Consider the following 14,300-nt stretch of genomic DNA (forward strand, 5'->3'; position numbering starts at 1 on the left):
TTGGGGGTGTGAGGGTAAGGGGGTGTGAGGGTAAGGGGGTGCGAGGGTATGAGTTGAAATGGCACTGTCATCCTGAGCTTGCGAAGGACCTTATCACGCATGAGCTGGTAGTCCTAAACGTGATAAGGTCCTTCGCAAGCTCAGGATGACAGTACTACTCCAACTCCTACCCTACTATTTCCTCTCGCCCCAGCTTGCGGAAGCATTGCCACAGCACCCGTACGTCGGTGGAGGGCTCGTAGTCCTTGGCGTAGAGCAGCTCCAGGCGCTGGCGGGTGGCTTCTGTAAGTGGTTCTGCGGCCTGCACCGCATCGGCGGGGGAAAGCACGGCGCGGGCCTGCCGGCGGGGGCTGGTAGCGTAGCGCAGTCCTACCCAGGTACTGCGGCCGGCTACTACGCGCAGGCAGTTGCGCAGAAAACCGGCTTTCTGCTCCTGCCGCCACACCAATACCGGAGCCAACATCAGCAACCCCGCGCCCAGCGCAAAGTCCAGCACCCGCTTGTTGCGCGCCTGCTGGGGCCGGTACAGGTTCAGGGTAATGTCGAGAGCGTAATAGTCGCCGGGCGAATCTTTGCCGGAACTGCCGATGATGTATTCACTGTCCTGGGGTAGGATTTTGTAGGCTACCGGCGGGTGCTGGGGCAGGCCCACCATCAGCCCGATAATCTGGCTGGCGGGCAGGTCACGGCCACAAAACACCAGCTCATTCAGCCCATAAATCCGGATGATGTCCTCCAGCTGCCGTACTTCGCCCAGCAGGTCGTCGGGGGCAGCAGGTGCAGAGCGCGGAGCGGCCTGGGGCTCCACGTAGCCGATGACGCGGGCCGGCACGGCGGCCTGCTCCAGGAGCTGGCGCACTCGTCGGCTTTCCTCCCAGGAGCCCACGATACCCACGTTTTTCTGCTGCTGGCGGGCAAGGCTGAAAGTGCGGTAGCGCAGGAAGTTGCTGGCCATGCGCCGCAGTATCAGGGCCGCCGTGGCCCACACGCCCCCCAGCACAATCAGGGCTTTGGAGAAGCGCCAAGCATCCAGAAAGTTGCTGAAAGCCGAAATCAAGACAGTGCCCAGAAACACGCCCCGCACGATGCGGCTGGCCCGGGTGGGCTGGTCGTAGGCGCCGCTGAAAAACGCGGCCAGCAGCCATACGGCAATATACACGGGCACCGCCAGCAGCATAAACTGCGGCGGGTAGGCCGTGGGCACGTATTTGTGGTTGTCTTCCCAGTACTCTTTCAGGAAATACATGCCCGCGTACAGCAGCGCGGCATCCAGCAGAATGGGGGCCGCCTGGGTAACCAGCCGCTGAGCCACGGCCGCGCCGGCCCGCAGCCAGATGGCCAGGTTAATCAGGAAGCTGAACGTGCCCGCGCGCTCGGGGGCAAAATGCTTACGGGCAAAAATGACCATGGCCCGGTAAAACACGAACACGTAGTTCACGCTCGTGCGCTTGGTGCTTTCACCCTTGTAGTGGATGATGCGGGTGGTGGGCAGGTAGTAGTTTTTCCAGCCGCCCTGGGTGAGCCGGTACGAAAGGTCAATGTCCTCACCGTACATGAAGTAGTCCTCATCCAGCGGGCCCACGGCATCCAGGGCCGTTTTGCGCATCAACATAAAAGCGCCGCTGAGCACTTCAATTTCGTGGGTATGCTCGGGACTGAGGTAGCCCAGGTGGTAGCGTCCAAACCGCCTGGACCTCGGGAACAGCCGGGCCAGCCCAAAAATCTTGTAAAATGCCACCCAGGGCGTGGGCAGGCCCCGCTTGCTTTCCGGCAGAAACCGGCCCTGCCCGTCCAGCATCTTGACGCCCAGCCCCCCGGCCTGCGGGTGCGCGTCCATGAACTCGCAGCACCGCCGGAAGGTGTCTTCCTCCACTACCGTATCGGGGTTGAGCAGGAGCTGGTACTGGCCGCTGGCTTGGCGCAGGGCCTGGTTGTTGGCCTTGCTGAAGCCAGGGTTGTCGTGGTTTTCGATAAGAATGACCTCGGGGAAACGGGCCTTAACCATAGCCACCGAACCATCGACGGAGTTGTTATCCACCACGAACACCTCTACCGGCTCACCCAGCTTCTCCACCGCCCGCCGCACCGACAGCAGCGCCTGCTCCAGAAAGTAGCAGACGTTGTAGTTGACGATTACGACGGAAAGCTTGCAGGCAGGCGTCACAGATGGATAATGCAGGAGCAATGGGCGGTGAAAGGTAGTAACGAATAACCTCCCTCACTACTCTCCCCGTCGCAAGGGCAAGGCAATTATTCGTGGTCCCAAGCCCACTAGTAGCTCTACGTCGGGCTGAACATTACCCCATTCGGTACCAGCACCATACACGGCCGGTACGATTCAACTCGGACAAACACAATCTAATAATTAATTTTATTCAAAATAATAGCAAAATGATTATATATTTAACTCAATAATGAAAGCTCTGCCAGCTGCCGTCAGCCGTTGCCTATTTCCTTTGCCATGACGTTAAAAAGAATTGCCAGTGATACCAAAGTACTGCTCAAGAATGCTGCTCTAACGGTATCCAAGCAAATCTGGCGGGCCCCGCTAAGCCAGTCCGCTAGCTTCGCCCTGCTACAAGGGCAAGCCCTATATGAGGAGCAACACCCCTCGGTGCAGTTGAGCGGAATCAGGGCAGCTAATGGAGGCAGCGCCCAGCACACGCCCGAAGTGCGTTCCTTTGCCCCCGATTACGTGTGGCAGGTGTGTACTGGCCAACACGATATTCGGTCATTAGTGGTGTGCCGCACGGGTGGCTTACTGATCAATGGCCGGACCCTGCTCGACCTCGACTTTACCGCCACAGCCGGCTTGCTCGATTCACCTTTCAAGCGCCGGCATGTGCATTACCCACTGGTGGTGGCACCGTGGCCGCATTTGTGGGGTGGCTTCTACGATTACACCACGTTTGTGGTAGCTAAATTATGCCGTATTGAGCGGGCACTGGGGCCGGGCATCTGGCAGCAGGCCAAAGTATGCTACCCCTTACTGCATACTCAATTTGAGAAGGATTTTTTGGCACTTCTCGGTATTCCGGCCGCCAACATCATCGATACAGCCGCGCTATGGGGCACGGAATTGCGCACCGACTGTGCTCTGGTGGCCAACAGCCAGCCTTCCTGGTCATCTAGCTTAGGGGATTTAGCTTTGCTGCGGGCACGGTTTCGACGGCCAAAGACAGCGGGGCCGCCCTGGCGCCGGTTGTACATTTCGCGTGGGGGCCGCCGCCGGGTACTGAATGAAGAACCAGTCCGGGCGTTATTGCAGGCTCATGGCTTTGAAATCATCGAGGATGAGCCCCGTAGCGTTAGCGCCCAAATTGAGTTGTTTCAGGAGGCCGCCGTTATTGTAACGCCTCACGGGGCCGGGCTCACCAACCTACTATGGTGCGAACCGGGCACAAAGGTGCTAGAGTTTTGCTACGACGGCTACCGGCCCAACTATTTTTATTACCTGTGCACCGCGCTTCATCTGCACTACCAGTTTTTGGTTGATTACCGGGTGGGGCCAACCAACAACCACTGGACCAATGTAAGCCACGATATTATGGTGCCCCTGGCGGATCTGGAACACCAACTCAACCTACTGCTCAGCTAACCTCCTTCATTGGCATGTCTCTTCCCCTAACCTTTGAATAGCAAGACAAAAAAAGCCCGCCGAGATTAATGCGGCGGGCTTTTTTAAAGGACATATAGCAGACAGCTTACCGCGCCTGCCGCTGGCGTTCCACAATACTGCGGCCCAGGGTAATTTCGTCAGCGTACTCCAACTCCCCGCCCATGGGAATGCCGCGGGCAATGCTACTGACGTTGATTTCCGGCAGGTCGCGGAGCTTGCGCGAGAGGTAGAAGGCGGTGGTGTCGCCTTCCATGGTGGGGCTGATAGCCAGAATAACTTCTTTGATTTCAGAACCTTCCCGACTGAGGCGCTGCACCAGCGAGTCAATGGTCAGGTCGGAAGGGCCAATGCCTTCAATGGGCGAGATTACGCCGCCCAGCACATGGTACATGCCCTGGTACTGGGCCGTGTTTTCAATGGCAATTACGTCGCGAATGTCCGACACTACGCACACGGTGCTTTGGTCGCGCAGGTGGTTAGCGCAGATGGCGCACTCCGGCGTATCGGAAATATTGTGGCACGTGTCGCAGTAGCGAATTTCAAAGCGCATTTTGGCCAGTGCCTCCGCCAGGGAAGCCGTGCTGTCGGCCTCAGCTTTTAGCAGATGCAGCGCCAAACGCAGGGCAGTTTTCTTGCCTACGCCCGGCAGCTTCGATAACTCGCCAACGGCGTTTTCAATCAGTTTGGAAGGAAATTCCATTCAGGTCGGGAAGAGGTAAAAGAACTGTCATCCGGGGCTTGCCCGGTATAGCGGGGAGTACGAATGGTAACACCAGACGGGCCCCGATAAATCCTTGGCAAGCGCCGGATGACAGATTTTTTTGAGAGGATACTCCCTTATACTACATCGGCCGAAATACCCCGGTCATGAATGGCGGTGCACATGCTGGCCAACTCGTCGTAGCCGCCGTGCTTTACCGTGCACTGCCCTTTGTAGTGAATCAGCAGAGTGCACTGCTCGGCCTGCTCGGGTTGGTGGCCGCACACATCCATCAGCGTCCGGATAACGTGCTCAAACGTGTTGATGTCATCGTTGTACACCACCAGGTCGCGCACATCAATGGTTTCTTCCAGGAGCAGTACGTCCTCGTCGTACTCGATTTGCGGGTTACTGTTCATAGGGCAAAATTACGCAAAAACCGGCAAAAAGGCGAAAGGCCCGCCCAGCATCGGCGTGCGATAACTACCTGACAGCATGCCCTGTTGAGGATACCTTCCTTAGCTGTGCAGAATATTGTTTGCGGGGGCATTCCGGCGCACTGCGGCCGGCCCGGATTCCGCAGGTGAGGTTAGTACAACCTGGTACGGCCCGTCGTACTCCATCTTGTGGCGCTACGTATATAGCGTACTTTTAGCCTGCATCCGTTTTCCGCCTGCCTTCCATGCCCGTTCCATCCGCCGAGTTCAAACGCGCCCTCAAGCGACTCACCGATAAGGAAAAAGAAGCCCTGCTCCTGCGGGCCGCCCGCCGCGACGCGGAGTTGTATGATACGCTGTGCTTTGAACTCCTGCCCGATGTAACGACAGAAACCGTGTTCGAGCAGGCCTCCGACCAGATTCATGAGTTGTTTGCTGTGGGAGCTACCGGCCGCCTGCTCAACCGTAGCCTTACCAAAGCCTTAGGCAAGGCCACGAAGGAGGTAGCCCGGGCCCGCCGCATCACCAAAGATAAGCGCCTAGAAATCGACCTGAACCTGTACACGCTGCGCCACATTTTCGAAAACTATACCGGCCAGTTTGAAAGTGTGTACGCGGGCTTCTATACCAGCACGGCCCGCCTGGCAGCCCGCACGGCCCAACTCATCCTCAATAATCTGCACGAAGACCTGTGGCTGGAGTACAAAGCGGAGCTGGATGACTTCCTGCAACAACTGCACACCCGCAGCAAAAGCCGCAGCCTTAAATTTGAACTACCTCGGGAATTGGTGTTACCGGATTAGGTGCGCACATAACGACGAAGCTGCAAAAAGGTTTTGCATGAAGCCGGCACTTTAACAGGATAATTCATTAATTATCCATCTTTATTTCGCAATACTATTTCTTCCTGTCTAGCTTTATCCAGGATACCAAATTGGTATTCTGGCAAGTATTCCCCTAATTCTATTCCTATGCGGAAACAGTTTACTCGTTTAGCCGCCGCTGCAGCCGTAGCGGCCACCATCTCCAGCTGCGCTGGTAGCTACCATGCCATTCGGCCCGACCGCCTCGGCAACTACCAGGCGGCCACGCAGGCGGGCGCTCCGGTTGAGTTCGAATACCGGTACAGCGCGCTGCTCGCCAATGGAGCCAACAAAAAGTACGTTAAAAAGGAGCGCAAACAAGGCTACCAGGTAGTAGCCGTGAAGGTGAAGAATAACACCAGCACCGACCTGAACTTCTCCCGCGACCTGGAGTTGACGTTCGGTGACCGGCCCATCATACCCGTACCCAGCGTGCAGGCCGCCAGCGACCTGAAGCAGGGCGTAGCTATTTACCTACTGTATGTACTGCTGAATTTCAACGTTGGCAGTACTTCTTCCGTGAATGGCACCGTTGTGCAGGACAACACCACGTTCATTCCTACCGGCCCGTTCATTGCCGGCGGCAACATGCTGGGCGCCAGCATGGCCAACAAGAACATGCGCAACGAGTTTGCCCGCTTTGACCTCACCAACAAAGTAATCCGGCCCGGCGAAACGGTGTACGGCATTGTGCCTATCCGGGAAATGAATGTGGCCCCGCTCAAGCTCGTGCTTCGCACCAGTGCCGCTTCGGTTCCGGTTACCGTACCGGCAACGGCTCCGGCTGCTACCCCCGCACCATCCAACGGCGGGCAGTAGCCTCTCACTGCTTCTGAATACATAAAAAAGCCCTGCTGCACTACGCAACAGGGCTTTTTTTACGGATAATGCTATCCGAAATTACTTCTTGGCAATTACGTTGAAGCTCATGGTGAATTCGTCCATGATGGCTTTGTCGCCGATGCTTTCGAAGAACGACTTCGAGCCGTATTTGATGTCGAACTTGGTCCGGTCGATGGTAGCCGTGCCGCTGGCCGAAGCTACACCACCTTTCACGCCTACTTTGGCGGGGAAGGTAATTTTCTGGGTGATGCCTTTGATGGTCAGGTCGCCGGCCACAGTGGCGTTGTTGCCGTTGGCGTCACCTTTCAGCGGGGTTACGCTGGTGATTTTGAACGTGGAGGTCGGATTTTTATCGATGCTGAAGAAGTCCTCGGAGCGCAGGTGACCCACCAGCTTACCATTGTACTCCTGCTCCTTGATATCCTCCACCTTCAGGGAGTTCATATCTACCACAAACGTGCCGCCCACAATCTGGCTGCCGCGCACCAGTACCGTGCCATCTTTGAACTGTACGTTACCGTTGTGCTGGCCAGTTACTTTTTTACCAACCCAGCCCAGGGTACTCAGCTGCGGCTGCAGCGCGTACGACTGCGAAGCGGCTTTCTCGGAGCCAGGCGTAACTTTTTTCTGGGCCGAGGCAGGTGAAACAGCAAACAGGGCAGCAACCAGCAGGGCTGGCATAAACAGTTTTTTCATGACAGAAAAAAAGAAAAAAGGGAAACGAAAAGCGAAATTGAATAACTGAAACCGTCAGTTGCGGATTTTATCGAGCAAGTCGCTAAGCTGAGCGGCTTCCTCGTCGGTCAGGTTTTGCAGGCCATTGCGCTGATGTTCCAACACGGGGTCCAGTTGGTTTAGCAGGGCCAGCCCTGCCTCCGTAATACAAATATCCACGGCACGGCGGTTGCTGGGGCACACGGTGCGGGTAACCAGTTGCTTGACTTCCAGCTTGTCCACGATGCGGGAAGCGTTGCTGGTTTTGTCCAGCATTCGGTCAATGAGCAGGTTCACGGTGGCCGGCTTAGGGTGCTGCCCCCGCAGAATGCGCAGAATGTTAAATTGCGGCAGCGTTAAGGAGTGGCTCTTGAACAAGCTGCTCTGCTGCTGCTGCAACCACCCGGCGGTAAACACCAGATTAATCAGCGCTTTCTGGTAATTATCCTTGAATGTAGGCTGCTTGATTTCCTCCTCGATTTTCATGTAGGGCGGCAAAGGTTACAGAACGCGTTGCAAATATATGTACATACATTTAATGTGCAAACATAATTCTCTTTCTTTTTTGCGAAATTAGAAGACGGCCGCAGAATCTGGCAGCGCTTAGGGCAATTAGTGTGCCCAACTGCAAACGCCACCGCGACGTGGTGCGTACGTAGGCTCAGTCTCCACCCTACACCGCACTACCATGAAAAAAATACTGTTGCCCCTTCTGGCCCTGCTGCTATGCGGCGCGGGAGCTGCTACCGCCCAAAGCAGCTCGCGCACCGTGGCGGGAGCCGTAGAAACCACTCCCTCCGACCGGTTTGTGATGCAGAATGGCGAGGTAGTGCACATGCGCGGCCGCCAGCCTCAGCCCCTTAACCGCAACGTACTGCTCTCAAACGGCACCAAAATCAACACCAAAAGCGGCATTGTAGAGCTGCCAGGTGGCAAAATCACCACGCTAAAAGAGGGCGACTACGTGCGCCCCACGGGTGAAATTGTATTTGCCACGGCGGGCAGCGCCGCGCAGTCGCGCGGCGACAACACGGTGCCGGCTACTGCGCAGTTCAACACCTACACCGACCCGCGCCCGGCCCCAGCCACTCCCGCCGCCATGGAAACCCGCCTGACGGAGATGAACACCAAGATTAGCTTGATGGCTGAGAAGATTCAGCTGCTCAACCAGAAAATCAGCCTGCTGAGTACCAATGCCCAGCGCCCCACCGATACCGCCGCCCTCGACCAGAAGATTCAGGCCATTGATGCGAAGCTGAAATAACCCTCTCTGCTTCCGTTCATCTGCTCCTCGTCCGCTGCACTTGCTCCGGGCGAGGAGTTTTTATGTAGTGGGTACCGGCCAACTATACCAAGCAAGCTATTGCCAAGTCTGTATTTCTGGCCCGAGCCTCAACCAACTCAGCATTTCAGTACCTTGGGGCAGCCCCCGGATGGGGTGCACACCGATCCTCTAACTTGTACTGCCCGCGTGCTCCGCTTCGCCTATTTGTGTCGTTTAGGGCTTTTGCTGGGGTTGCTGAGCTGGCTAGCAGGCTGCTCCCCTACTCCGTCGCCCACCTACCGCATTGGTTTTTCGCAGAGCGTGAGTTCCGGCGACTGGCGGCAGGCCATGCTGGCAGGTATGCAGCGGGAACTGGCATTTCACCCCGAAATCCAGTTTATGGTGCGGGATGCGCAGAGCAACAGCCGGCAGCAGCAGCAGCAAATCCACGACTTGCTGGATGCCGGCGCCGACGTACTTATAGTAGCACCCAATGAGCCGCAGGCGCTGTCGGCTTCCGTCGAGGAGGCGTACCGCCGCGGGGTACCGGTCATTCTGCTGGATCATCGTACCAACTCGTCCCACTACGCTGCCTACGTGGGTGGTGATAACAATGGTGCTGGGGCCACGGCCGCCCGCTACGCCGCGCAGCTGCTCCGGCAGCAGGGAGACGTAATTGAAATAACGGGCACTCCCTCGTCCGTTGCTCGGGAGCGGCACCAGGGGTTTACGCAAGCCCTGCAAGCGTATCCTCATATGCGCGTAGTTGGCACCATTGTAGGCAACTGGAGTGCTACCTTGCCGCAGCCGGCTCTAACCAAACTCCTGCAGCAGTACCCCGAAACCCAACTCATCTTCGCGCACAGTGACCTGATGGCCCAGGGCGCCCATGAGGTTTGCCAGCGGCTGGGCCGGGACGATGTGCGCATCATTGGCATAGATGGTCTGGCAGGCAAAGGCAACGGGCTGGAAATGGTGCAGCAGGGCCGCAGTACCGCTTCGTTATTCTACTCGCCCGGTGGGGAGGAAGCTATACGGGTGGCGCTAAAAATTCTGCAGCACCAGGCGTACGAGCGGGAAAACATCCTGGGCACGATTGTTATTGACTCAACCAACGTGCTCACCTTGCAGCAGCAGGCCGCTAAGCTAGCCAGCCAGCAGGCGGGTATTGAGCAGCAACAGCACCTGCTGCGCACCCTGCAGGCCACTTTTGCCAGTCAGCGCACTGTGCTCTATGGCCTGCTGGTTACGCTGGCGGCGGCCCTTGGCCTGGGGGCCAGCGCCTGGCGGGCAGCCCGCAACAACCGCCGCACCAACCAGGAGCTGGCCCGACAGAATGCCGCCAACGATGCCATCAATCAGGAATTGGTGCGGCAGAATGAGGCCAACGACGCTATTAACCGCCAGCTTAGCACCCAGAACGAGGAAATACGGGCCCAACGCAACCAGCTGGCGGCTCTGGCCGAGCAGGCCCGCGTGGAAACGGAAGCCAAGCTGCGGTTCTTCACTAACTTCTCCCACGAGCTACGCACCCCGCTTACGCTGATTATGGGCCCGGTGGAGGAAATGCTGACCGGCCGCAACAGCACTGCCCTGCTCCCCACCCAGCGCCACGACCTGGGCCTGATCCGGCGCAGTACCCAGCGCCTGCTGCAGCTGGTGAATCAGCTGCTCGATTTCCGAAAGATTGAGGTGGGCAAAATGGCTGTGCAAGCCCGGCCCGACGATTTAGTGGCGTTTGTGCGGGAGCTGGTGGAAGCTTTTGAACCGGCGGCCCGGGTGCAGCGGGTAGCGCTGGCATTTCAGCCTATGGAACCCGTACTGCCGGCATGGCTCGACCGTAACGTGCTGGACAAAGTGTTTCTGAACTTGCTTTCCAATGCTCTGAAATACACCCCCGCCGGCGGACAGATTACGGTAAGCGTGCAGTTTGCAGAGGAAGGCCGCAGCCTGCAGGTACAAGTTACCGACACGGGCCGCGGCATCCGCCCCCAGGATAGTCCGCATATTTTCGAGTGGTTTTACCAGGGCGAGCAGCCGGCTACGGGCAAAGGCTCGGGTATGGGGCTGGCCCTAGCGCAAGGCCTAGTTCGGCTGCACCAGGGCCAGCTCACCTTTAGCAGCCAGTTGGGCCAGGGCAGCACCTTCACCGTTACCCTACCCCAGGAACTACCGGCGGAATTGCACAGCCCAGACGCGGCCGAACCCCTCAACTTCTCCGTAGATGAGCCGCTGGCCCTGCCCACCACTGAGGCAGATGCGCCGGCCGCCGAAGCAGAGGCGCTGGTACTGGTGATTGAGGACAATGCCGACGTGAACGAGTTTGTGGCCCGCAAGCTGCGCCCTCACTTCCGGGTGCAGTCGGCGGCCGATGGCAAGGCGGGGTTGCAGCTGGCTTTGGAGCTAATTCCGGACCTGATAGTGTGCGACGTAATGATGCCCGGCCTGAGCGGGCTGGAGGTAGTAGCCCGCCTCCGCGCCGACTGGCGTACGTCTCACGTACCAGTGATATTGCTCACGGCCCGCAACGCCCCCGAGCAGCAGGTGGAAGGCGTGCAGGCCGGAGCTGATGTGTACTTGACCAAACCATTCAACCCGGCCTTTTTGCTGGAGAGTGTGCGCACCCTGCTGGCCAACCGCTCCCGGCAGCGGGAGCACCTCAGCCGGCAGCTGCTGACGCTCCCGGAACCCACCGAAGCGCCCAACCCCGATCAGGCGTTCATTACGGCCCTTACCGCGCAAGTGGAAGCCGACCTAACCCGCACCGACCTCACGGTGGAGGAGCTGGCGCACGCCCTGGGTTTCTCGCGCATGCAGCTCTACCGGAAAGTGAAAGCCGTGCTCGGCACCAGCATCACCGACTTCATCCAGAGTGTACGCCTGAAAAAAGCCTGCGAGTTGCTACGGGCAGAAAAACTCAGCGTAACAGCCGTGGCCTATGAAGTGGGGTACGCCTCCCACTCCTACTTCTCCAACAGCTTCAAAGCGCGCTACGGAATGGCTCCGTCCGAGTTTCGGGCCCGCCATCAGGCTGGAGTGAGTTGAAATAATTGTGCACCTACGGTTCGTATCCTGAGTAAAAATCTGACAAAACGAAGATCAACATACCTCTAATCTTCTTTATATTAATCACTTACATATTTATTTCAAGTTGAACGCACATTGCACGATTTGAGCATAAGCCGGGAAGCTGGACACTGAATCTTTACAGTATCACCCCATCCGATTTCCCATCCTCAACTGCTCCTATGACATCCCGTCGTGCTTTTGTAAAATCCGCTGCCCTGCTTTCGGCAGGCGTGTTGGCGGCCCCGTCCCTGCTGGCAAAGTCGCCCTCCACCATTGGTTTACAGCTGTACACCGTGCGCGACGCCATGCAACAGGACCCCGCCGCCGCGCTGGCCCGGATAGCCAAGCTGGGCTACAACTCGGTAGAAGGCGCTACCTATACCGGCAACCAGAAATTCTACGGCATGGAGCCGGCCGCTTTTGCCAAGGTGCTGAAGCAGAATGGCCTCATTATGCCCAGCAGCCACTACCTGCTGGGGGAGCAGGAGAACAATGGCCAAGCCACTCAGGGCACCATTCTGCATGGCTGGGATAAGGCTGTGGACGATGCCGCCCAGGTAGGCATTAAGTATATGGTATGTGCTTACTTACTGGACTCGGAGCGTGGTGACCTGGACCACTATAAACTGCTGGCCGAGCGCCTGAATAAGGCAGGGGAGCGGTGCAAAAAGGCCGGCATTCAGATGGCTTACCACAACCACGACTTTGAGTTTGCCGCCCAGAACGGTAAACTACCCTACGATATTCTGCTCAAGGAAACCGACAAGAATCTGGTGCAAATGGAGCTGGACCTGTACTGGGCTACCAAAGCCGGCCACGACCCGGTGGAGCTGTTCAAGAAGAACCCCGGCCGCTTCCCGCTCTGGCACGTGAAAGACATGGACAAAACGCCCCAGCACAGCTTCACGGAAGTAGGCAACGGCAGCATCGACTTCAAGCGCATTTTTGCCCAGGCCAAGGTGGCGGGCATGAGATACTTCTTCGTGGAGCAGGACCAAACGCCCGGCTCCCCCTTCGACAGCATTCAACAAAGCATTACCCACATCAAGCGCAACCTGGTGTAGCCGGCTGCCATTCGCTTCCCACACTTCCCACCCATTTCTTATGGAAAAGAACACCTATGACGCCATCGTCATCGGGTCCGGCATTTCGGGCGGCATGGCTGCCAAGGAGCTGACCGAAAAAGGCCTGAAAACCATCATGCTGGAGCGGGGCCGCAACGTAGAGCACATCAAAGACTACGTGAATGCCAACAAAAACCCCTGGGAGTTTGCCCACCGGGGCGGCCGCACCGAGCAGATGATTAAGGACTACCCGGTGCTGAGCCGGGACTACACTCTGAACGAGAGCAACCTGGATTTCTGGGTGAAGGAGAAGGAAAGCCCCTACGTGGAGGTGAAGCCCTTCGACTGGTTCCGGGGCTACCAGGTGGGCGGCCGCTCCCTGATGTGGGGTCGGCAGAGCTACCGCTGGAGCGAGTACGACTTCGAGGCCAACGCCAAGGATGGCACGGCCGTGGACTGGCCCATCCGCTATAAAGACCTGGCCCCCTGGTACAGCTACGTCGAGAAGTTTGTGGGCATCAGCGGCAACCGGGACGGCCTGCCCCAGCTGCCGGACGGCGAATTTATGCCGCCCATGGAGATGAACTGCGTGGAAAAAGATGTGGCCGCCCGCATCCGCAAAAACTTCAAGGACCGCCACATGGTCATTGGCCGCACGGCCAACATTACCAAGCCCCACAACAACCGCGTAAACTGCCAGTACCGCAACAAGTGCTGGCTGGGCTGCCCGTTTGGGGCCTATTTCAGCACGCAGTCAGCCTCTCTGCCGGCGGCTATGGCGACCGGAAACCTCACGCTGCGGCCGTTTTCCATCGTTACCAAAATCATCTACGACAAGGACACCAAGCGAGCCAAGGGCGTGGAGGTGCTGGACGCGGAAACCAACCAGACCTACGAGTTCTTCGCCAAAATCGTGTTTGTGAATGCCTCGGCCCTGAACTCGGCCTGGGTGCTGATGAACTCGGCTACGGACGTGTGGCCCGATGGCCTGGGCAGCAGCAGCGGGGAGTTGGGCCACAACCTCATGGACCACCACTTCCGAGCGGGCGCCCACGGCGAAATGCCCGGCTACGAGGATAAATACACCTACGGCCGTCGCGCCAACGGTATTTATGTACCCCGCTACCGCAACCTGTTTGGCGACAAGCGCGACTACCTGCGTGGCTTCGGCTACCAGGGCGGAGCCGGCCGGGAAGGTTGGGGCCGCGACGTGGCGGAGCTTAGCATCGGTGGCGACTTCAAGGACGCCCTCACCGAGCCCGGTAATTGGACGATGGGCCTCACCGGCTTCGGCGAAACCCTGCCCTACCACGACAACCGCGCCTACCTCGACAAAACCAAGAAGGATAAGTGGGGCCTGCCGGTACTGGCCATCGACGCCACCATCCGGGACAACGAGCAGAAGATGCGGGTGGACATGATGAACGATGCCCAGGAAATGCTGGAAAAAGCGGGCCTCAAAAACGTGCGCACCTACAACAACGGCTACACCCTGGGTGGCGGCATTCACGAAATGGGCACCGCCCGCATGGGCCGGGACCCCAAAACCTCGGTGCTCAACCAGCACAACCAGGTGTGGGACGCCCCCAACGTGTATGTAACCGACGGCGCCGCCATGACTTCGGCCGCTTGCCAGAACCCTTCCCTGACGTACCTGGCCCTCACGGCCCGCGCCGTAGACCACGCCGTGAGTGAGCTCAAAAAACAGAATATCTAGCCCCTACCAA

The 14,300-nt window shown here is 58.0% G+C and carries 12 protein-coding genes; 7 read left to right on the forward strand and 5 right to left on the reverse strand.

The window, feature by feature from the left end; all coding sequences use genetic code 11:
• Positions 1-166 precede the first annotated feature (166 nt).
• Positions 167-2,164: a glycosyltransferase gene (locus ABIB60_RS12750; RefSeq protein WP_354580349.1), complete on the reverse strand. Its 1,998-nt coding sequence runs from the start codon at positions 2,162-2,164 to the stop codon at positions 167-169.
• Between the two features lie 297 nt (positions 2,165-2,461).
• Between ABIB60_RS12750 and ABIB60_RS12755 the strand changes: the two genes are divergently transcribed.
• Positions 2,462-3,598 carry a glycosyltransferase family 61 protein gene (locus ABIB60_RS12755; RefSeq protein ID WP_354580351.1) on the forward strand — a complete coding sequence of 379 codons (1,137 nt, stop codon included), beginning with the start codon at positions 2,462-2,464 and terminating at the stop codon, positions 3,596-3,598.
• Positions 3,599-3,704: 106 nt separating this feature from the next.
• Here the strand turns inward: ABIB60_RS12755 and recR are convergent, their stop codons facing one another.
• Entirely contained in the window at positions 3,705-4,319 is a 615-nt protein-coding gene (gene recR / locus ABIB60_RS12760; protein ID WP_354580353.1) for a recombination mediator RecR, read from the reverse strand.
• 137 nt (positions 4,320-4,456) lie between these two features.
• A complete protein-coding gene (locus ABIB60_RS12765) occupies positions 4,457-4,738 on the reverse strand; it encodes an ATP-dependent Clp protease adaptor ClpS (protein ID WP_125427395.1) in 282 nt (93 codons plus the stop codon).
• Positions 4,739-5,001: 263 nt separating this feature from the next.
• On the opposite strand from ABIB60_RS12765, the gene ABIB60_RS12770 reads away from it, so the two are divergent.
• Entirely contained in the window at positions 5,002-5,559 is a 558-nt protein-coding gene (locus ABIB60_RS12770) for a hypothetical protein (RefSeq protein WP_354580355.1), read from the forward strand.
• A gap of 168 nt (positions 5,560-5,727) precedes the next feature.
• Positions 5,728-6,438 (forward strand): hypothetical protein, encoded by a 711-nt coding sequence (locus ABIB60_RS12775; protein WP_354580356.1) that lies wholly within the window; start codon positions 5,728-5,730, stop codon positions 6,436-6,438.
• Between the two features lie 81 nt (positions 6,439-6,519).
• On the opposite strand, the gene ABIB60_RS12780 is transcribed toward ABIB60_RS12775, so the two are convergent.
• Complete coding sequence (locus ABIB60_RS12780; protein WP_354580358.1) at positions 6,520-7,158, reverse strand: YceI family protein; 639 nt, start codon at positions 7,156-7,158, stop codon at positions 6,520-6,522.
• Between the two features lie 54 nt (positions 7,159-7,212).
• Positions 7,213-7,662: a MarR family winged helix-turn-helix transcriptional regulator gene (locus ABIB60_RS12785; RefSeq protein ID WP_354580360.1), complete on the reverse strand. Its 450-nt coding sequence runs from the start codon at positions 7,660-7,662 to the stop codon at positions 7,213-7,215.
• Between the two features lie 202 nt (positions 7,663-7,864).
• Here ABIB60_RS12785 and ABIB60_RS12790 point away from each other — a divergent pair, with 202 nt between their 5' ends.
• From ABIB60_RS12790 to ABIB60_RS12805, 4 genes are all read left to right on the forward strand, one after another.
• Positions 7,865-8,440 carry a DUF6799 domain-containing protein gene (locus ABIB60_RS12790; protein WP_354580362.1) on the forward strand — a complete coding sequence of 192 codons (576 nt, stop codon included), beginning with the start codon at positions 7,865-7,867 and terminating at the stop codon, positions 8,438-8,440.
• Positions 8,441-8,647: 207 nt separating this feature from the next.
• On the forward strand, positions 8,648-11,485 hold the full coding sequence (locus ABIB60_RS12795) for a hybrid sensor histidine kinase/response regulator transcription factor (RefSeq protein ID WP_354580364.1): 2,838 nt from the start codon (positions 8,648-8,650) through the stop codon (positions 11,483-11,485).
• 203 nt (positions 11,486-11,688) lie between these two features.
• The gene (locus ABIB60_RS12800) at positions 11,689-12,573 is read left to right on the forward strand and encodes a sugar phosphate isomerase/epimerase family protein (protein WP_354580365.1); all 885 of its coding nucleotides are present in this window, start codon (positions 11,689-11,691) and stop codon (positions 12,571-12,573) included.
• 40 nt (positions 12,574-12,613) lie between these two features.
• The gene (locus ABIB60_RS12805) at positions 12,614-14,290 is read left to right on the forward strand and encodes a GMC oxidoreductase (protein WP_354580367.1); all 1,677 of its coding nucleotides are present in this window, start codon (positions 12,614-12,616) and stop codon (positions 14,288-14,290) included.
• Positions 14,291-14,300 lie beyond the last annotated feature (10 nt).

Origin of the sequence: Hymenobacter sp. UYP22, from assembly GCF_040547285.1 — a bacterium.
GTDB lineage: Bacteria > Bacteroidota > Bacteroidia > Cytophagales > Hymenobacteraceae > Hymenobacter.

Excerpts from the sequence above, each read along its gene's own strand:
- ABIB60_RS12755 (WP_354580351.1), top strand. The coding sequence starts at position 2,462 with ATGACGTTAAAAAGAATTGCCAGTGATACCAAAGTACTGCTCAAGAAT.
- recR (WP_354580353.1), bottom strand. The coding sequence starts at position 4,319 with ATGGAATTTCCTTCCAAACTGATTGAAAACGCCGTTGGCGAGTTATCG.
- ABIB60_RS12765 (WP_125427395.1), bottom strand. The coding sequence starts at position 4,738 with ATGAACAGTAACCCGCAAATCGAGTACGACGAGGACGTACTGCTCCTG.
- ABIB60_RS12770 (WP_354580355.1), top strand. The coding sequence starts at position 5,002 with ATGCCCGTTCCATCCGCCGAGTTCAAACGCGCCCTCAAGCGACTCACC.
- ABIB60_RS12775 (WP_354580356.1), top strand. The coding sequence starts at position 5,728 with ATGCGGAAACAGTTTACTCGTTTAGCCGCCGCTGCAGCCGTAGCGGCC.
- ABIB60_RS12780 (WP_354580358.1), bottom strand. The coding sequence starts at position 7,158 with ATGAAAAAACTGTTTATGCCAGCCCTGCTGGTTGCTGCCCTGTTTGCT.
- ABIB60_RS12785 (WP_354580360.1), bottom strand. The coding sequence starts at position 7,662 with ATGAAAATCGAGGAGGAAATCAAGCAGCCTACATTCAAGGATAATTAC.
- ABIB60_RS12790 (WP_354580362.1), top strand. The coding sequence starts at position 7,865 with ATGAAAAAAATACTGTTGCCCCTTCTGGCCCTGCTGCTATGCGGCGCG.
- ABIB60_RS12800 (WP_354580365.1), top strand. The coding sequence starts at position 11,689 with ATGACATCCCGTCGTGCTTTTGTAAAATCCGCTGCCCTGCTTTCGGCA.
- ABIB60_RS12805 (WP_354580367.1), top strand. The coding sequence starts at position 12,614 with ATGGAAAAGAACACCTATGACGCCATCGTCATCGGGTCCGGCATTTCG.